This is a genomic window from Caloramator proteoclasticus DSM 10124 (assembly GCF_900129265.1).
In the GTDB taxonomy this organism is placed as follows: Bacteria; Bacillota; Clostridia; order Clostridiales; family Caloramatoraceae; genus Thermobrachium; species Thermobrachium proteoclasticum.
Genome location: NZ_FQVG01000021.1, coordinates 1 through 18,492, shown reverse-complemented (window position 1 = coordinate 18,492; position 18,492 = coordinate 1). Strand labels below are relative to the sequence as shown.

At 33.6% G+C, this 18,492-nt stretch carries 19 protein-coding genes and 1 tRNA gene; 18 read left to right on the top strand and 2 right to left on the bottom strand.

The window, feature by feature from the left end:
• Positions 1–72 precede the first annotated feature (72 nt).
• Positions 73–1,320, bottom strand: a complete 1,248-nt coding sequence (locus BUB63_RS06340; protein ID WP_073248529.1) for a dicarboxylate/amino acid:cation symporter — start codon at positions 1,318–1,320, stop codon at positions 73–75.
• 372 nt (positions 1,321–1,692) lie between these two features.
• Here BUB63_RS06340 and BUB63_RS06335 point away from each other — a divergent pair, with 372 nt between their 5' ends.
• The 16 genes from BUB63_RS06335 to BUB63_RS06260 all read left to right on the top strand — a co-directional run bounded on the left by BUB63_RS06335 (position 1,693) and on the right by BUB63_RS06260 (position 16,161).
• Entirely contained in the window at positions 1,693–2,229 is a 537-nt protein-coding gene (locus BUB63_RS06335; protein WP_073248527.1) for a hypothetical protein, read from the top strand.
• A 218-nt stretch (positions 2,230–2,447) separates the two neighbouring features.
• Complete coding sequence (locus BUB63_RS06330) at positions 2,448–3,410, top strand: GntR family transcriptional regulator (RefSeq protein ID WP_073248525.1); 963 nt, start codon at positions 2,448–2,450, stop codon at positions 3,408–3,410.
• A gap of 20 nt (positions 3,411–3,430) precedes the next feature.
• Positions 3,431–3,850 carry a methylaspartate mutase subunit S gene (gene glmS / locus BUB63_RS06325; protein ID WP_035165669.1) on the top strand — a complete coding sequence of 140 codons (420 nt, stop codon included), beginning with the start codon at positions 3,431–3,433 and terminating at the stop codon, positions 3,848–3,850.
• A gap of 15 nt (positions 3,851–3,865) precedes the next feature.
• Complete coding sequence (glmL, locus tag BUB63_RS06320) at positions 3,866–5,254, top strand: methylaspartate mutase accessory protein GlmL (protein WP_027307732.1); 1,389 nt, start codon at positions 3,866–3,868, stop codon at positions 5,252–5,254.
• A 12-nt stretch (positions 5,255–5,266) separates the two neighbouring features.
• Entirely contained in the window at positions 5,267–6,724 is a 1,458-nt protein-coding gene (locus tag BUB63_RS06315) for a methylaspartate mutase subunit E (RefSeq protein WP_073248523.1), read from the top strand.
• A gap of 16 nt (positions 6,725–6,740) precedes the next feature.
• Positions 6,741–8,018: a methylaspartate ammonia-lyase gene (locus tag BUB63_RS06310; protein WP_073248521.1), complete on the top strand. Its 1,278-nt coding sequence runs from the start codon at positions 6,741–6,743 to the stop codon at positions 8,016–8,018.
• Positions 8,019–8,157: 139 nt separating this feature from the next.
• A complete protein-coding gene (locus tag BUB63_RS06305) occupies positions 8,158–9,000 on the top strand; it encodes a fumarate hydratase (protein ID WP_027307735.1) in 843 nt (280 codons plus the stop codon).
• 10 nt (positions 9,001–9,010) lie between these two features.
• Positions 9,011–9,568 carry a Fe-S-containing hydro-lyase gene (locus tag BUB63_RS06300; RefSeq protein ID WP_027307736.1) on the top strand — a complete coding sequence of 186 codons (558 nt, stop codon included), beginning with the start codon at positions 9,011–9,013 and terminating at the stop codon, positions 9,566–9,568.
• Between the two features lie 8 nt (positions 9,569–9,576).
• Entirely contained in the window at positions 9,577–9,837 is a 261-nt protein-coding gene (citD, locus tag BUB63_RS06295) for a citrate lyase acyl carrier protein (RefSeq protein WP_027307737.1), read from the top strand.
• A 13-nt stretch (positions 9,838–9,850) separates the two neighbouring features.
• The gene (locus tag BUB63_RS06290) at positions 9,851–10,726 is read left to right on the top strand and encodes an HpcH/HpaI aldolase/citrate lyase family protein (RefSeq protein WP_073248519.1); all 876 of its coding nucleotides are present in this window, start codon (positions 9,851–9,853) and stop codon (positions 10,724–10,726) included.
• Between the two features lie 4 nt (positions 10,727–10,730).
• Entirely contained in the window at positions 10,731–12,272 is a 1,542-nt protein-coding gene (gene citF, locus BUB63_RS06285; protein WP_073248517.1) for a citrate lyase subunit alpha, read from the top strand.
• A 4-nt stretch (positions 12,273–12,276) separates the two neighbouring features.
• Positions 12,277–13,302 (top strand): [citrate (pro-3S)-lyase] ligase, encoded by a 1,026-nt coding sequence (citC, locus tag BUB63_RS06280; protein WP_073248515.1) that lies wholly within the window; start codon positions 12,277–12,279, stop codon positions 13,300–13,302.
• Positions 13,299–13,799 carry a citrate lyase holo-[acyl-carrier protein] synthase gene (gene citX / locus BUB63_RS06275; protein ID WP_073248513.1) on the top strand — a complete coding sequence of 167 codons (501 nt, stop codon included), beginning with the start codon at positions 13,299–13,301 and terminating at the stop codon, positions 13,797–13,799. The genes citC and citX overlap by 4 nt, the downstream gene beginning before the upstream one ends.
• On the top strand, positions 13,789–14,697 hold the full coding sequence (gene citG / locus BUB63_RS06270; RefSeq protein WP_073248511.1) for a triphosphoribosyl-dephospho-CoA synthase CitG: 909 nt from the start codon (positions 13,789–13,791) through the stop codon (positions 14,695–14,697). Before citX ends, citG begins: the two co-directional genes overlap by 11 nt.
• The gene (glsA, locus tag BUB63_RS06265; protein WP_073248508.1) at positions 14,648–15,565 is read left to right on the top strand and encodes a glutaminase A; all 918 of its coding nucleotides are present in this window, start codon (positions 14,648–14,650) and stop codon (positions 15,563–15,565) included. The genes citG and glsA overlap by 50 nt, the downstream gene beginning before the upstream one ends.
• Before the next feature lie 11 nt (positions 15,566–15,576).
• Positions 15,577–16,161 (top strand): class D sortase, encoded by a 585-nt coding sequence (locus BUB63_RS06260; protein ID WP_073248506.1) that lies wholly within the window; start codon positions 15,577–15,579, stop codon positions 16,159–16,161.
• A gap of 2 nt (positions 16,162–16,163) precedes the next feature.
• Here the strand turns inward: BUB63_RS06260 and BUB63_RS06255 are convergent.
• A tRNA-Gly gene (locus BUB63_RS06255) sits at positions 16,164–16,237 on the bottom strand.
• Positions 16,238–16,383: 146 nt separating this feature from the next.
• On the opposite strand from BUB63_RS06255, the gene BUB63_RS06250 reads away from it, so the two are divergent.
• Both BUB63_RS06250 and BUB63_RS06245 read left to right on the top strand, forming a co-directional pair.
• Entirely contained in the window at positions 16,384–17,013 is a 630-nt protein-coding gene (locus tag BUB63_RS06250; RefSeq protein ID WP_073248504.1) for a hypothetical protein, read from the top strand.
• A gap of 166 nt (positions 17,014–17,179) precedes the next feature.
• On the top strand, positions 17,180–18,492 hold a 1,313-nt coding region (locus BUB63_RS06245; RefSeq protein ID WP_073248502.1), incomplete at its 3' end, for an ISLre2 family transposase.

Sequence of the window (18,492 nt, the reverse complement as noted above, 5' to 3'; positions counted from 1 at the left end):
AGTGTATTATAGAAAACAAAATAAACAAAAAAGTGCCATAAATAGCATTTATGGCACTTTTTTAATCATAAATTATACATTTATACTATTATAGGTATTCAAATTTAGTTCCTTCTCAGAATTTGCTACAATTGTTGTTCCAACAGCATCTCCTGTTACATTTACTACTGTTCTACACATATCAAGTATTCTATCTATAGGAAGAATTAATGCTATACCCTCAACTGGTAATCCCACCTGTTGAAGAACCATTGTAAGCATTACTATTCCGGCACCAGGAACACCTGCAGTTCCTATTGATGCAAGAGTGGCAGTTAAAACTACAATAATAAGTTGAGTAATAGTTAGATTTTTACCAAACAACTGTGCTATAAATACCGTTGCAACACCCTGCATTATTGCAGTACCGTCCATATTTATTGTTGCACCAAGTGGAATTGTAAAGCTTGCAATTGATTCTGGTATTCCAAGCTTTTCTTCACAGGTTTTTAAGTTTACAGGGATGGTTGCATTACTGCTTGATGTACTAAAGGCTACAACCATTACAGTCCAGAACTTTTTAAAGAAGTTAATTGGGTTTACTCTACCTAATACCTTTAAAAGTGAACCATATACAAGTATTAGCTGTATTAAAAGTCCAAATAGTACAGTAAATCCATATTTTAAAAGAGGAATTAAAACCTTCATACCCTGTGACATAAGTACGTTAGAAATGAGTGCAAATACGCCTAATGGAGCAAATAGCATAACTACTCCAATTAGCTTTAGACATACTTCATTTGCCTGCTCAATTAAACTTAAAAGTCCCTTTGCTTTTTCGCCAACAAGTGTTATACATATTCCAAATAGTATTGAAAATACAATTATTTGAAGCATTTCACCCTTTACAAGGGATTCAAATGGATTGGTTGGAATCATATTAACAAATATGTCCATTATAAATGGTGCTTGATTTGCTTTAAATTCAGTTGATGATGTAAGATTAAGCCCTACACCTGGTTTAGTTATATTTGCAAGTATTAGGGCAATTGTCACTGCCAAAGCTGTTGTAGCTAAATAATATACTATGATTTTACCACCAATTCTACCAAGCTTTCTAATATCACCAAGGCTTGCTGTACCAACGATAAGAGAAAATAATACTAATGGCACAACTATTAATTTAATTCCTCTTAAAAATATATTACCTACAGGAACTAAAATCCACTTTGATAATGTGGAATTTAGAGCTTCTGGGAAAAAGTTGTTGGCTAAAATTCCAAATATGAGTCCTAAAATAAGAGCATATAATATTTTTTTAGCAAGAGAAGTTTTTTTCATTTTACCAATCCCCCTTAAAATAATAATTTATAGTTCAATTATATACAAAATATTATGAAATATGCAATATAAAAAACTACAATAATTCAATTATAGTATTTAAATTTATTTAAAAGTCTGTTTTGTGTAGTTAATTAGTGATACATTGTATTTCTTTTTATCTATACGTAATCCAATGCTTTGTTAATGGTAGAAATATAACCGGTAATATTGAAAATGAATTAGGGGTAAGGGGAGAATATAATGACAGAATTCCAAAACAAAGTTGCAAAAGAATTTTTGATAAAGTTTACGATAATAGAAGGAATTACATTTGAAATTGATTATGTAACTTGATATAATTGTTCTATTGTTTAAATAGGGGGTGTTATTTTGAAGGTTAGGGTTACAAATAAAAATAGTTTATTCTATGGACAAGAGTTCATAGTAGATTTGATGAATCATCAATATGTAGGGTCTAAAAGGGGCAAAATAATAGTAAAATTTGAGGATGTAGAGTTTATTAGCTTAACAGATAGCGAGAGAAGTATACTTCTTCATAGAGAAATATTAAAGACTTCTATACCAAAGGCACTAAATGGACTTTTTTATTATAATCTATTAATTGACACAATTTGTCGACATATAGAAGGGGATTTTAATAGGGTTGAGGTAATTAAAGAAGATTATAAGGAATTAAAGAGGGTATGGGAAAAGAATCTTTTAATATTAGTAGATAAAATTCCAGTTAAGATTAATATAATAGGACAATATTACACTAAAAATAGTATTGATGTTAACATTACAACAGTTTCTCAAGGGGAATTTATAAGAGAATGCTTAAAGGAAGAGGAAAAATTGGAGAAGGAAATAAGAGAGAGAAACAAAAGAATAGAAGGAATAAAAAGGGCTGTATCTATGGCAATATAAAAGATACAGCCCTTTTTTATACTGGTTATTATAAACTGGTATAAAAATTAAATAAAAACGATAAAAAATATATTTAATTGACTATAAACTATATATTTGCCAAAATACATTAAAATTTGACAGAAAATTAAGTTAGTTAAAATAATTGTTACATGTTAAAATAAAAATGGACCTAATGGATTAATCCAATAATCCAAATGCTTTAAGAGGTGTTTCAAATGAACATAGTAATAGATAAAAAGAGTGGAATTCCACTATATATACAAGTTAAAAATCAAATAATGGAACAGATTAAAAATGGCACCTTAAAGGTTGGTACCAAGATGCCAACCGAGAGGGAATTGGCTTCAATGTTAAATACAAGCAGAAACACAATAAGTTCTGCATATAAGCTTCTTGAACAAGAGGGAGTAATTGTTTCGTATCAAGGAAAAGGAACCTTTGTAGCAGAAGAGGCCAAAACCTGGAAAAGGCACAGTATAAATGACAAATTATTAAAGATTATAGATATAGCACTTGAGGAATCCCTTGAAATGGGATTATCCTATGATGAATTCATTGCACTTGTTATAAACAGAGTAAAGGAGAAGCAGGATATATTAAAAAATATAAGTGCTATTTTTATAGAATGCAACATTGAGCAGGCTAAGGATTTTGCAAAGCAGCTATCAAAGGCAACAGGCCTTAATATAATTCCTCTTACAATAAAGGACTTAGAAGAAAGAAACGAAGAAGTACAAAAAATACTAAATGGAGTACAGGTTATAATAGCAACCTTTAATCACGTGAATGAGGTTAAAGAGTTGACATCAGATTTAAATAAAGAGGTTTTAGGTGTTGCGATAACACCTTGCCTTGAGACAATTGTAAAAATTGCAAAATATCCAAAGGGGACAAAATTTGGACTTGTGTGCATATCTAATGAATTTCAGTTCAAGGTTCAAAGTGCACTAAAGTCAGCAGGGCTTGACGTGGATATTATTGCTACTACCAGCCGAGAACTAAATGAAATAAAAAACATAATAAACACATCAGATGTAGTAATAGTTTCCCCCGGTAGACGTAAAGAAGTAAAGGCAATAGTAGGAGATAAGAGGGAAATTATAAGTTTTGTTTATAACTTAGACCAAGGCAGCGTAAAGGCTGTTATTTCAAAAATGGTAGAACTTAAAAAAATATAAAAGAATGAGGGAGGATTTTTATGCAAAATGGAAAGACTGTAGTTATAGGAGTAATTGGTGCTGACTGCCACGCTGTAGGTAACAAGATTATTGAACACGCTTTAAAGGAAGAAGGCTTCAACGTAGTAAACATTGGAGTTCTAAGCCCGCAAGAAGACTTTATAAACGCAGCAATTGAAACAAATGCAGATGCAATTTTAGTTTCATCCCTTTATGGACACGGAGAAATTGACTGTAGAGGCTTTAGAGAAAAATGCAACGAGGCTGGTCTTAAGGATATAATCCTTTATGTTGGTGGAAATCTTGTTGTAGGAAAGCAAGATTGGAAGGAAGTTGAAAAGAGATTTTTAGATATGGGATTTAACAGAGCATATCCACCAGGAACAGATATAAAACTATCAATTAAGGACCTTAAAAAGGATTTGGGGTTAGAAGAATAATTTGAAGGTGATTATATGGATGCTATTTTATTAATTGACTTTGGTAGCACATATACCAAGCTTACTGCTGTTGATATTGAAAATGAAGAGATACTTGCAACAGCAAAGGATTTAACAACGGTAAATACCGATATAATGATAGGTTTTAATAAGGCCTATGAGAAGTTAATGAAAAATATAGGTGAAAGAAAAGTTAACTTTGTTAAAAAGCTTGCTTGTTCAAGTGCAGCAGGTGGGCTTAAGATGGTTGCAATTGGACTCGTACCTGAACTAACAGCAGAGGCAGCAAAGAGAGCTGCTCTTGGTGCAGGGGCAAGAATACTTGGAGTTTATAGCTATGAATTGAATAAACACGAAATAGAAGAAATAAAATCCAAAAAACCAGATATCATTCTACTTGCAGGTGGAACAGATGGAGGTAACAAGGATTGTATAATACACAATGCAAAACTTTTGGCAGAGCATATTAAAGATGTTCCAATCGTAGTGGCAGGCAATAAAAATGCAAATGATGAGATTGAGGAAATATTCAATAATGCAGGTCTTTTTTATAAAATTACTGAAAATGTAATGCCAAAGCTAAATACAATAAATGTTGAACCAGCAAGAGAAGTTATAAGAAGCATTTTTATGCAGAAGATAGTAGAAGCAAAGGGAATGAAAAATGCCGAAAACTTTATTAATGGAATATTAATGCCAACACCAGCAGCAGTTCTTAAGGCAGCAAAGATATTAGCAGATGGTAGTGACAAGGAAGAAGGAATAGGTGAACTTATAATTGTTGATATAGGTGGTGCAACAACGGATGTTCACTCAATTGCAAAGGGAGATCCATCAAAGCCTGGAGTTACATTAAGGGGACTTCAAGAACCCTATGCAAAAAGAACTGTTGAAGGTGACCTGGGAATGAGGGTAAGTGCAGTATCGCTGTTTGAAGCTGCAGGAACAAGAAGAATTAAAAAGTTTGCACCTAATACACCATATGATGTGGAGGAAAGATGTAAATTTTTACAACAAAATGTAAATATAATTCCACAGACTGAAGAGGAATATGAATTTGATGAGGCACTTGGTATGGTAGCAACTGAAATTGCTATGGAAAGACACGTAGGTACAGTTGAAAGTGTTTACACTCCAATGGGAATTATCTATTCACAAGTTGGTAAAGACCTGTTAAATGTAAAGTATTTAATAGGAACTGGTGGAGTTTTAGTGCACAGCAGAAATCCAGAAAAGATTTTAAAGGCAGGGCTTTTTTCGATGGAAAGTCCAAACTATCTAAAACCAACCAATCCAGTTATCTTAGTCGATAAGACCTACATATTATCTGCTATGGGGCTTTTAGCAGAAGAATATCCAGATATGGCAGTTAGAATAATGAAAAAATATATTGTAAGGGCTTAAGGAGGAAAACTTATGGAACTAAGAAATAAAAAACTTACACACGATGAGTTTTTTAAACAAAGAGAGGAAGTTTTAAGACAATGGCCAACTGGTGCTAATCTTAACTTAGAAGAAGCAGCAGAATATTTGAAAAAGGTTCCAGACCATAAACATTTCAGCAAAAAATTAAGATATGCAAAGGAAAATGGAATAACTTTGGCACAACCAAGAGCAGGTGTTGCATTAGTAGAAGATCACATAAACCTATTAAGATATCTACAAAATGAAGGAGAAGCAGACCTTCTTCCATCAACAATAGACAGCTATACAAGACAAAATAGATACAATGAATGTGAAGTTGGTATAGAGGAAAGTAAAAAGGCTGGACGTTCAATGTTAAATGGATTCCCAGCAGTTAACTATGGTATAGAAGGTTGTAGAAAGGTTTATGAGGCAGTAGATTTACCACTTCAAGCAAGACACGGTACACCAGATGCAAGACTACTTTCAGAAATAATACACGCATCAGGTTGGACTTCAAACGAAGGGGGAGGAATTTCCTACAACATACCATACGCAAAGAGTGTTTCAGTTGAAAAGACAATAAGAGACTGGCAATACTGTGATAGATTAGTTGGTATGTATGAAGAAATGGGAATAGAATTAAACCGTGAACCATTTGGCCCACTAACAGGTACTTTAGTTCCACCAAGTATATCAAATGCTGTAGCTATAATAGAAGGACTTCTTGCAGCAGAGCAGGGCGTAAAGAACCTAACTCTTGGGTATGGACAATGCGGTAACTTAATACAAGATGTTGCGGCAATAAGAGCACTTGTTGAACAGGCAGAAGAATATTTCAAGATGTATGGATATGATGTTTATTTAACAACAGTATTCCATCAATGGATGGGTGGATTCCCACACGATGAATCAAAGGCATTTGGTGTAATTTCTTGGGGTTCAGCAACAGCAGCACTTGCAGGAGCAACAAAGGTTATAGTAAAGACTCCACACGAGGCTGTTGGTATACCAACAAAGGAAGCAAATGCAGCAGGAATCAAGGCTACAAAGCAAACATTAAACCTATTAAGAGGTCAAAGACTACCAGAATCAAAGGAATTAAAGGCAGAAATTGAGCTTATAAAGGCAGAAACTAAGTGCATACTTGATAAGGTATTTGAACTTGGAAATGGTGACTTGGCAGTAGGAACAGTTAAGGCCTTTGAAGCAGGAGTTTTAGATATACCATTTGCTCCAAGTAAGTACAATGCAGGCCAAATTATTCCAGCCAGAGATAATAATGGTGCAGTAAGATTCTTAGAGTTTGGTAATATACCATTTACAAAGGAAATAAAGGACTTTAATAGACAACTTCTTGAGGAAAGAGCAAAGTACGAAGGAAGACCAGTAAGCTTCCAAATGGCAGTTGATGATATATTTGCAGTAGGTAAAGGTGTATTAGTTGGAAGACCAGAAAATATGAGATAATTAGGGGGAGATTAATATGAGAATAATAGATGTAATTTGTTCAGCAGGTAGAACAGGATTCTTCTTTGATGACCAAAGAGCAATCAAAAAGGGAGCAAAACACGATGGATTTACTTATGTTGGAGAACCAGTAACAGAAGGATTTAAGAAGATAAGACAAGCAGGAGAATCAATTTCAGTAATGTTAATACTTGAGGATGGTCAAATTGCATATGGAGACTGTGCAGCTGTTCAATACTCAGGTGCAGGTGGAAGAGACCCATTATTCTTAGCAGAGGATTTTATACCAGTTATTGAAAAGGAAATAGCTCCAAAGTTAATAGGCAGAGAAGTAACAAGATTTAAAGAACTTGCAGAAGAAATAGACTCAATGGAGGTTAACGGAAAGAGACTTCATACTGCAATAAGATATGGTGTAACACAAGCAATACTTGATGCAGTATCAAAGGTAAGAAAGTTAACAATGGCAGAGGTTATAAAGGAAGAATACAACATAAAGGGAGAAATGAAGAGAGTTCCAATATTTACTCAATCAGGTGATGACAGATACAATAATGTAGATAAGATGATTATAAAAGGTGCAGATGTTCTTCCACACGGCCTTATAAACAATGTTGATGAAAAGCTTGGAAGAAATGGAGAACTTCTAAAGGAGTATGTGGCTTGGTTAAGAGATAGAATAAAGCATTTAAGAGCAGAAGAAGGATATACACCAATTCTACACATAGACGTTTATGGAACAATAGGTATTGCCTTCAATAACGATACGCAAAAGATGGCAGAATACCTTGGAGAACTTGAAAAGGTAGCAGCTCCATTTAAATTAAGAATAGAAGGACCAATGGATGTTGAAAACAGAGAAGGACAACTTAAGGCGTTAAAGGAACTAAGACAAGAATTAAAGAAGAGAAATATAGGTGTTGAACTTGTGGCAGATGAATGGTGTAATACTTGGGAGGATATTAAACTATTTGTAGATGAAGAAGCGGCGGATATGATCCAAATAAAAACTCCAGACTTAGGTGGTATAAACAACATAGTTGAATCAATCTTATATTGTAAGAAACACGGTGTTGGAGCTTACTGTGGTGGAACTTGTAATGAAACAGATCGTTCAGCACAAATCTGTACAAATATTGCAATAGCTTGTGGTGCTGATCAATGTCTTGCAAAACCAGGTATGGGTGTTGACGAAGGATTTATGATAGTGTACAACGAAATGAATAGAGTAATAACTTTAGCAAAGGCAAGAGAAAGAATTAATTTAAAAAGAGAAGCGGCAATAACAAAGTAATATAAAGGGCAATCTCAAAACGATTTTTAAAATGTTAATGGCATTGTTTTTAGTTTTGGTGTCACGGTAGTTCGTGGCACCAAAACTTACAAATAGATGGTTTTGAGAGTAGCCCTATTAAACATTTAGGAGGAGTAATATGAGAGAGGTTCACGTTTCAAAAATAACAGAGATAATAAAGAAACTATGTATGGATGCAAATTATTATTTAGGTGATGATATAAAAAATAAATTTTATGAATTTAAAGAGAAGGAAACTTCAAAGCTTGGAAAAGAAATACTCGATATATTAATAAATAACAGTGAGATAGCAGAGAAGGAACAAATGCCAATGTGCCAAGATACGGGTATGGCGGTTGTTTTTATGGAAATAGGTCAGGATGTACACATAGTTGGTGGAAATATAGAAGATGCAATAAATGAAGGTGTAAGGCAGGGATATATTGAAGGATATCTAAGAAAGTCTGTTGTAAAGGATCCGCTTGATAGAGTAAACACAAAGGATAATACTCCAGCTATAGTACACTACAACATAGTCCCAGGAGACAAGATAAAGATTACAGTTGCACCAAAGGGATTTGGAAGCGAAAATATGAGTAGACTAAAAATGTTAAAGCCAGCTGATGGTGTTGAAGGTGTTAAAAGGTTTGTACTTGAGACAGTTAAGGAAGCAGGGCCTAATCCTTGTCCACCTATTGTAGTTGGAATAGGAATAGGAGGAACTTTTGAAAAGGCAGCTTTTCTTGCTAAAAAGGCACTTTTAAGAAGTATAGATGAGGAAAATAAAAATCCCTATTATGCAAAGTTAGAAAAGGAAATTTTGGATGAGATAAATAAGCTTGGAATAGGGCCACAGGGATTTGGAGGATTAACAACTTGTCTTGGTGTAAATATTGAAGTTTATGCAACTCATATTGCTGGCCTACCAGTTGCTGTTAATATAAACTGTCACGCTACAAGACATAAAGAGGCCATTATTTAGGAGGGGTAAAATGCAAAAGAAAATTACAACGCCATTAACAAATGAATGTATAGAAAATTTAAAAGCTGGGGATAGTGTACTTCTGACAGGATATATTTATACTGCACGTGATGCAGCACATAAAAGACTTGTTGAACTTATTGAAAAGGGAGAAGACTTGCCCTTTGATGTAGAGGGGCAAATAATTTATTATGTTGGGCCAACTCCAGCAAAGGAGGGTATGCCAATAGGTTCAGCAGGACCAACTACAAGCTATAGAATGGATCCATATACCCCTGCTCTTTTAGACAAGGGATTAAAGGGGATGATAGGTAAGGGAAAAAGAAGTTTAGAGGTAGTAGAATCAATGAAGAAGAATAGAGCAGTTTATTTTGCAGCAATAGGTGGAGCTGCAGCATTAACTGCAAAATGTGTAAAGGAATCAGAGCTTGTAGCCTACGAAGACTTAGGAGCAGAGGCTATAAGAAGGCTATATGTTGAGGATTTACCTTTAATAGTTGTTATTGATGCAGAGGGAAATAATTACTATGAAATAGGACAGCAGGAATATAAAAAATCTATTGAGTAGGTGATAGTATGAAGATTAATAATCCAGCAAAGGCAGGAAGTTTAGAATCAAACGACATATTTGTTATGGTTTTTCCTAATGAAAATGGAAATGAAATAGAGCTTGAGAGCATAGTTATTAAACAATTTGGTAAAAGGATAAGGGAAGTAATAGAGGAAACCTTAAAGGAGCTTAATGTTGAAAATGCTAAAATTATTGCAAAGGATAGAGGGGCCCTTGATTATACGATTAAGGCACGAGTTGAAACTGCAATAAGAAGAGCAATGTAGCGAGGTGTTAAGAATGAAACTAAGAAGAACAATGCTTTTTATGCCAGGTAATAATCCTGGTATGATACAAAATGCTTCGATACTTGGAGCAGATAGCGTTATATTGGATTTAGAGGATGCTGTCTCAATAGATGAAAAGGATGCAGCAAGAATGCTTGTTAGAAATGCTCTATCAACTCTCGACTTTTCAGGATGTGAAGTGGTTGTTAGAATAAATTCTATCCAAAGTGATTTTGGATATGATGATTTAAATGTTATTGCAAGGGTAAAACCCGATGCAATATTAGTACCAAAGGCTACAAGTGATGATATTGAAGAGATTGATGAAATTCTCTCTATAATAGAAAGAGAAGAGGGATTTAAATTAGGTTCAATTAAGCTTTTCCCTCTTGTAGAGACTGCAATTGGACTTGAAAACATAAGAGAAACAATTCTTGCATCAAAGAGAAATATAGGAGTTCTTCTTGGTGCAGAGGATTTAACAGCGGATATGGGAATAAAAAGAACAAGAGAGGGAAATGAAATATTCTATGCAAGAAACAGGGTAGCTTCAATATGTAAAGCGTATAAGATAGATGCAATAGATACTCCCTTTGCAGATGTAAATGATGTTGAAGGTTTAATAGAAGATACAAAGAGGGCAAAGGCAATAGGTATGACGGGAAAAGCAGCAATAAACCCAAGACAGATTGATTATATACACGAGGTATTCTCACCTTCTATGGAAGAGATAATGTATGCAAAGAGGGTTTTAAAGGCTAAGGAGGAGGCACTAAAGGAAGGTAAGGGTGTTTTCTCACTTGATGGAAAGATGGTAGATGCACCAATAATTCAAAGGGCAGAAAACATTATACTAAAAGCTAAACTTGCAGGTATCATAAGGGAGTGATTTTATGGAAAATATTTTAGGAAGAGTTTTACCAGAGTACATAGAAGGCTATGGAGAGGTTAAGCCCTTTAGTGGAGCCTTCAACAATCTTGGTATAAAGAGCAAAAAACAAGTCTCTGTTAAATGTGTTGCACCTTCTGATGTAAAACTTGTTGAATCTATAAAAGAGGCACTTATAAAATGTGAAATAAAGGACGGTATGACAGTTTCCTTCCATCATCATTTAAGAAACGGTGACTATGTTCTTAATATGGTGATGGATGAAATAGCAAAGATGGGGATAAAGGACATAAGGGTTGCGGCAAGTTCCATATTCCCTGTTCACGCACCACTTGTTGAACATATTAAAAATGGAGTGGTTACAGGTATATATGCAAATTATATGTCTGGACCTGTTGCAGAGGCAGTATCAAGGGGACTTTTAAAATATCCTGCAATTATGCATACCCACGGAGGAAGAGCAAGGGCAATAGAATCAGGCGATTTAAAGATAGATATAGCCTTTATTGCAGCTCCAACCTGCGATGAATATGGTAATATAAACGGTGTTTATGGACCTTCAGCCTGTGGAAGTTTAGGATATGCAATACCAGATGCAATGTATGCAGGAAGGGTTGTTGCAATAACAGATAACTTAGTTGCTTACCCTGCTTGTCCTATAGAAATAAGCCAAGAATATGTAGATTATATAGTTAAGGTGGATTCAATAGGTGATCCTAAAGGAATAGTTTCAGGAACAACAAAGATAACAAAGGACCCAGTTGGACTTAAGATAGCAAAGATGGCAACTGAGGTTATTGAAGCTTCAGGGCTTCTAAAGGATGGCTTTTCATTCCAAACTGGTGCAGGTGGTATATCACTTGCTGTTGCAAAGTATGTAAGGGATGTAATGAAGAAAAACGGTATAAAGGGTAGCTTTGCAGCCGGTGGAATTACAGGCTATATAGTAGATATGTTTGAAGAAGGTTTATTTGAGGCATTATTTGACGTTCAGTGTTTTGACTTAAAGGCGGTTGAATCCTATAGAAGAAATGTTGCACACCAAGGTATGTCTGCATCGCTTTATGGAAATCCACACAATAAGGGTGCAGTTGTTAACAGATTGGATGTAATGATACTTGGTGCTACTGAAATAGATGTTAATTTTAATGTGAATGTAACAACTGGTTCTGATGGAGTTATAATGGGAGGTTCAGGAGGACATAGTGATACTGCTGCAGGTTCAAAGCTTGCAATAGTTGTTACAAAGCTCTTAAAGGGAAGACTTCCAATTGTAGTTGATAAGGTTACAACAGTTACAACTCCAGGAGAAACTGTCGATGTAATAGTCACCGAAAGAGGAATAGCAGTAAATCCAAGAAGACAGGATTTATTAGAAAAATTAAAGGAAACAAATTTACCAATAATGACAATAGAAGAACTTAAAAAACTTGCGGAAAATATGGTGGGGACTCCAGAAAAGATAGAGTTTGATGATAAGGTTGTGGCTGTTGTGGAATATAGAGATGGTACTGTAATAGATGTAGTTAGAAAAGTAAAGGAATGATATTATGGAATTTAGATTTTTGATGGATTTTGAAAAACATCTGGTAGATGAATTTTTAAAGGGCATTGGATTAGAACTTGAGAAGGATGTTGATGAAACTTTATGTTGTTTTGAAGATGGAGAGATTATAGGAACCTGTTCCTATTCAAAAAATGTAATTAAATGTTTTGGAATAAAGGAAGAATACAGGGGGGAGGGGCTTGCCTCCTCTCTTATCACAAAAATACAAAACAGAATGTTTGATAAGGGAATATATGAGTATTTTGTTTTTACGTTAGAAAAAAATGTACAAATTTTTAAGTCCTTAGGCTTTAAAGAGGTTGCAAGGGCTGATTCTGTTGTGCTTCTTGAGGGGGGTACATCAGATGTAAATAGGTATCTTTTAAATATGCTAAAGGCAAGTGGAATTGATGTGAGTAAAAAAAGGGCTGCTCTTGTTGTGAACTGTAATCCTTTTACACTTGGTCATCTTTATTTAATTGAAAGAGCAGCAAAGGAAAATCAAGAGGTTATTGTATTTGTAGTTGAGGAGGACAGATCAGCCTTCCCAACGGATATAAGATTTAACTTAGTGAAGCTTGGATGTAGGCATTTAAAAAATGTTACTGTTATAAAGGGTGGAAGATATATTATTTCATCCAATACTTTTCCATCGTATTTTTTAAGAAAAAAGGATGATAAATTAAGCATATATACTAAACTTGATGCAACAATTTTTGGTATGTATATTGCAAAGATTTTTAATATAAATAGAAGATATGTAGGTACAGAACCCTACTGTGATGTAACAAATGAATATAATAAAACTATGCTGAATATATTACCAAATTATGGAGTAGAAGTCTGCTTAGTAGAAAGACTAATAAAGGACGGAAGGGCAGTTAGTGCATCAATCGTTAGAAGCCTATTGAAGGAAGATAAACTTAATGAAGTAGAAAAATTAGTACCACAGATAACCTATGACTTTCTAAAAACAGAAGAGGGTAAAAGGATAATAGAGAATATAAAAAGGAGAGATTTACCACATTGATAGGGATTTTAGAGGATAGAGAAAGAAGATATGAGGAGACATTAAAATTAATAGAATTAAATTTAGGAACAGTTCTTTGTGCCAAAATTAATTATCCTGGCAAAAACAAAAATACTGAATGTGCTAAAATGGCTTTTAGTGTATTAAGACAGGAAATTTATAAAGAGTTTGATGGAAAGATTAAAGTTGAAAAAAAATTATCAGGCTATGATGGAGACAGCCTGCTTTTAATAATAGATTTACCAATAATAGAAGTTAAAAAAAGAAGTATAAAAATTGAGACTGAACATCCTTTAGGAAGAATATTTGATGTCGATATATATAATAAAGATGGGGTGCCTTTAAGTAGAGGTGATTTTAATATACAGGAAAGAAAATGTATTGTATGTGGAAATGCTGTAAGGGAGTGTATAGTTAAAAAGAGACATAGTGTAGAAGAGGTTTTAGAAAAAGTTAATACAATGATAAAGGAATATGGAGACAGGTATGACAAATAGAGATACATTTATAAAGAAAATATCTCAGATTGCATTAGAGGCAACTTTGCTTGAAGTTTCAACACATCCCAAACCAGGGCTTGTAACGCCCTTTTCTAATGGTTCACATAAGGATATGAGTTATGTAACCTTTATGAAGAGTGCATCTTATATTGCACCCTATTTTTCTGAATTTATAAATATAGGAATCATATATAGTGAAAATATTTTAGATAAACTAAGACCAATTGGACTTATAGCCGAAAAGGATATGTTTTATGCAACTGATGGTGTAAATACGCATAAAGGATTAATTTTTTTGCTTGGTGTTATATGTGCAGGATGTGGAGTCTTGTTTAGAGAAAATAAAGCTATTAATAGAATTTCAATATCTAAAATTGTTAGTGAAATTACAGAGGGGATTGTGGAGAGAGAACTTAATAATTACGATGAAAAAAAGGGAATGACAAACGGACAGAGAATTTATAAAAAATATGGTTTGACTGGTATTCGTGGTGAAGTTGAGGGAGGACTTAAGTCAATTATAGATTATGCACTTCCAACATTTGAAAAATATAATAAAAGGTTAAGTATTAATGATACGCTTGTTAATACTCTACTTTCTCTTATGACAGTAGTTGATGATACAACGGTTGTGCATCGTACTTCAATTGAGGGATTAAATTTTGTAAAAAAACATTCTAAAATTGCATTAGAACTTGGAGGAATGGCAACAAAAGAGGGAGTAGATTATATTGAAAATTTGGATAGAAAATTTAAAGAAAGGAATATAAGTCCTGGAGGATGTGCAGATTTACTTGCAGCGACATATATGATATATAAAATTGAGGCGATATGGAGGAATGAGTATGCAGATTTTACTTTCATCAATTATCAATCACAACAGGAAATATACTAAAGAGGGTGAAGTAGCTACCTATATCCCTGAACTATCTAAGGCAGATAAAAATCACTTAGGAATATATGTGGTGACATTAGATGGTGAAGAGTATGGTGAGGGAGATTATAATGTAAAGTTTACAATGCAGAGTATATCAAAGGTTGTAACATTAATGCTTGCTCTTTTGGATAATGGACCTGAAAAATTATTTGAAAAAATAGATATGGAACCTACTGCAGATACATTTAATTCAATAAGTTCACTTGAAACAAGAAATCCACAAAAGCCATTAAATCCAATGATAAATTCAGGAGCAATTGCAACAACTTCATTAATCTATGGTGAAAGTAGTGAGAAAAAGATTGAAAGGATATTAAAGTTTACAAGAAGAATAACAGGAAATAAGGATATAAATATAAACTATGATGTTTTTAAGTCGGAAAAGGAGACGGGGCATAGAAACAGAGCCCTTGCCTATTATATGAAAAGTACAGGTGTTATAGATGGTGATGTTGAAGATATATTGGATGCATATTTTATGCAGTGTTCTATGGAGGTTACCTGCAAAGATATTGCACGAATAGCAGCAATGCTTGCAAATAATGGACTTTTACCCTGGAGTGGAGAAAGAATAATTCCGGCCCATTATGCAAGAATAGTAAAAACTATAATGGTTACTTGTGGAATGTATGATGAGTCAGGTGAATTTGCAGTAAAGGTTGGAATACCTGGTAAAAGTGGAGTTGGTGGGGGTATACTTGCTGCTGTTCCAAACAGAATGGGAATAGGTGTATTTGGTCCTGCTTTAAATAAAAAGGGAAATAGCATAGCAGGATTAAAGGTTTTGGAGGAGCTTTCAAGGGAACTTGATTTAAGCATATTCTAAGGGGGAAGCAGATGAAAAAGTTTGGAATTTTTTTAATTACATTAGGTATTTCAATATTAATTTTTACAGGGGTTGTAAACTATATAGCCTATAAAGAAAGACAGGCTCTGATTGAAACTGCTTTGGGAGTAAAAAGTTCTATAGCTGCAAATGATTTGGAAAAAAATAATGTAAAGAAGGATAATAGGTATAATGCAAAAAATCCTATTGGGGTACTTGAAATACCTAAAATTGATTTAATAATACCTATTGTAGAGGGTGCCACAGAGGAAAGTTTAAGAAATGCCGCAGGACATATTGAAGGTACAGGCCCCTTAGGAGTAGATAGTAGTAATTACTGCATTGCAGGGCACAGAGCTCATTATACAGGAGGATTTTTTCATAGGCTTGATGAGCTTGAAGTTGGAGACGAAATAAAGATAAAAACTAAAGATGGTGAATTTTATTTTAATGTAATTGAAAAGAAGATTGTAACTCCCGATAAGGTGGAGGTTTTGAATCCGACTAAGGGTAAGTCACTTGTCACACTTATAACTTGTCATCCTCTATATAGTAATAAACAGAGGCTTATAGTTGTGGCAGAGCTCAAAAAATAAAATGGAGCAGGTAACGGGAATCGAACCCGCATAGCCAGCTTGGGAAGCTGGAGCTCTGCCATTGAGCTATACCTGCATTACATTAATATTATAACCAATTTTAACAAATATAATCAATTTTTAAAATAATTAAAAATTATGAAAAATCATTTAATTTATTGGGTAAATCTCAAAAGTGCTTTTGTTTTTTGTTAAAATTAAGTATTTTTGAGGAGGGGTTCTATGTTAACATATCATTTTGAAGATAATATACCTCTGTTTAGATGCAGCCTATGTGGAAAGTGCGAAGGATTTATAGAATCTAAATCATTTATAAATAAAAATAGGGGATGTTGTTGGTATTATCCTAAATACACATTAATGGATATTAAAAATATCCTATCGATGGGAAGAGAGGATTTTATAAAGGGACTAAAAACATTGGAGAATGTATATATAAGTAGTTTCTATTTAGAGGTTAGAGGTTACTTTGATGAGTATGGATTTAATAATATGGATATAGATGAAGATATTGATTTTGATAAAAAACTATTTTTTAGGCTATGTCCATTTTGGCAAGAAAATGGGTGCAAAATAGATTATAGACTTCGCCCACATCCCTGCAATCTTTATCTATGTAGAGAAGTAATAGAACTTTGTAAACAGAGTTATAGTGAATTTTCAAAGGAAAGAAAGGACTATTTTTCTTATATGAACTATTTTAATGAATTATTAAAACGAGAATTAATAGAAAATGGTTTGGACTTATTAAAGGATTTTGAAGCTACTTTGAAATTTATTAAGAAATATGAAGTACCAAAATTTGAACCAAGACAGATAAAAGATTTAATTTTAACTAATGAGGCATCATAGAAGGGATAAAAGTATTATCATTTTTCTATTGATTTGACAAAATTTTTATATCATAGTGTAAAATTATTGTAGGACGAAAAAGGAGAAAAAATTTAAAAGAGACAACCCCTTGTGATAAAATTAGAATTGAAAAAAACTAAACCAAATACGAAAGGGGTGTCTCTTTATGGATAATATTATACTACAATTTGCTTTAGATTTCACTACTGTGATGATGAAAAAATTAGAAAAAATGATAGAAAAGGAGTTTAATATTACAGCACTTGTTGCAGAAGTTAAGGAGGCAACAGATAGACTCGGAATAAATATAGTTAAGAATGTTTTAGAAAATATAGATGAAACGATAAAGAAGGACGAAAAAAGGAAAAAGGAATGGATAGTAGAGAGGAAAGCTAAGAAGTCGATAGTAACAATGCTTGGAATGATTGAATATAAAAGGACCTATTACAAGTCTAAGAAGACAGGGGAATATAGGTATTTGCTTGATGAAATAGTAGGCATAAGTAAACATGAGAAGGTAGATAAGGAAGTAAAGATAAAGCTGGTAGAGAATGCAATAAACATGTCGTACGAAGAAAGCAGCAAGATAACATGCCCTGAGAAACTAAGTAGGCAGACAGTTTTAAATGCAATAAGGCAGGTAGGGGAAGTAGAAGTAAAGAGGGAAGTAGAAGAGAAGAGGAAAGTAAGGGTGTTATACATAGAGGCAGATGAGGATCATGTTGCATTGCAGGATGGGAAAAAGGAGATGCCAAGGCTTGTATATATACATGAAGGAAGGCAAAGCAAAAATGGGAGAAATGAATTAAAGAATGTATATTACAAAACATATGTTGGAGCAGAATCGGAAGAAATATGGATAGATGTAGCTAATTATGTGTATGACAATTATGAAATAGAGAGCATAGAAAAGATATACATAGCAGGAGACGGGGCAAGGTGGATAAAGGAAGGAATAGGATGGGTTCCAAAAGCGAAGTTTGTGTTAGACAGATATCACTTAAACAAATACGTGATAAGAGGGACTGCAAAGAGAGAAAAATACAGAGTAAAGATATGGGAAGCGATAAATGAAGGGGATAAGAAGGCAATAAGGGAAATATTTAAGGAGTTATTAAGTGTAGCAGAAACTAAAGTTGAAAAAGAGAGAATAAAAGAAGCAAGAAGATATATATTAAACAATTGGGAAGGGATAGTAATATATAAAGAAGAGGATGTAATTGGATGTAGTGCAGAAGGACATATAAGCCATGTATTATCAGCAAGGTTAAGCAGTAGGCCATTAGGATGGAGCAAAGAAGGATTAAAAATAATGGCAAAGCTAAGGGTATTTAGCAGGAACGGAGGTAATTTAAGGGAAACAAGCATATATAAGGAAGAAAACAAAGCGTTTAAATTAAGTAAAAAGAAGATAAAAGAAACTATAAAAAGAATAAATAATTCTTCACGTGAAGCAATAAATAATATAACAATATTAAA

Bases quoted from the DNA above. Each gene is read 5' to 3' on its own strand.
- BUB63_RS06310 (WP_073248521.1), top strand. From the start codon at position 6,741: ATGAGAATAATAGATGTAATTTGTTCAGCAGGTAGAACAGGATTCTTC.
- BUB63_RS06260 (WP_073248506.1), top strand. From the start codon at position 15,577: ATGAAAAAGTTTGGAATTTTTTTAATTACATTAGGTATTTCAATATTA.
- citF (WP_073248517.1), top strand. From the start codon at position 10,731: ATGGAAAATATTTTAGGAAGAGTTTTACCAGAGTACATAGAAGGCTAT.
- BUB63_RS06290 (WP_073248519.1), top strand. From the start codon at position 9,851: ATGAAACTAAGAAGAACAATGCTTTTTATGCCAGGTAATAATCCTGGT.
- citC (WP_073248515.1), top strand. From the start codon at position 12,277: ATGGAATTTAGATTTTTGATGGATTTTGAAAAACATCTGGTAGATGAA.
- BUB63_RS06250 (WP_073248504.1), top strand. From the start codon at position 16,384: ATGTTAACATATCATTTTGAAGATAATATACCTCTGTTTAGATGCAGC.
- glmL (WP_027307732.1), top strand. From the start codon at position 3,866: ATGGATGCTATTTTATTAATTGACTTTGGTAGCACATATACCAAGCTT.
- BUB63_RS06300 (WP_027307736.1), top strand. From the start codon at position 9,011: ATGCAAAAGAAAATTACAACGCCATTAACAAATGAATGTATAGAAAAT.
- citG (WP_073248511.1), top strand. From the start codon at position 13,789: ATGACAAATAGAGATACATTTATAAAGAAAATATCTCAGATTGCATTA.
- glmS (WP_035165669.1), top strand. From the start codon at position 3,431: ATGCAAAATGGAAAGACTGTAGTTATAGGAGTAATTGGTGCTGACTGC.
- BUB63_RS06330 (WP_073248525.1), top strand. From the start codon at position 2,448: ATGAACATAGTAATAGATAAAAAGAGTGGAATTCCACTATATATACAA.
- BUB63_RS06315 (WP_073248523.1), top strand. From the start codon at position 5,267: ATGGAACTAAGAAATAAAAAACTTACACACGATGAGTTTTTTAAACAA.
- BUB63_RS06340 (WP_073248529.1), bottom strand. From the start codon at position 1,320: ATGAAAAAAACTTCTCTTGCTAAAAAAATATTATATGCTCTTATTTTA.
- glsA (WP_073248508.1), top strand. From the start codon at position 14,648: ATGCAGATTTTACTTTCATCAATTATCAATCACAACAGGAAATATACT.
- BUB63_RS06305 (WP_027307735.1), top strand. From the start codon at position 8,158: ATGAGAGAGGTTCACGTTTCAAAAATAACAGAGATAATAAAGAAACTA.
- citD (WP_027307737.1), top strand. From the start codon at position 9,577: ATGAAGATTAATAATCCAGCAAAGGCAGGAAGTTTAGAATCAAACGAC.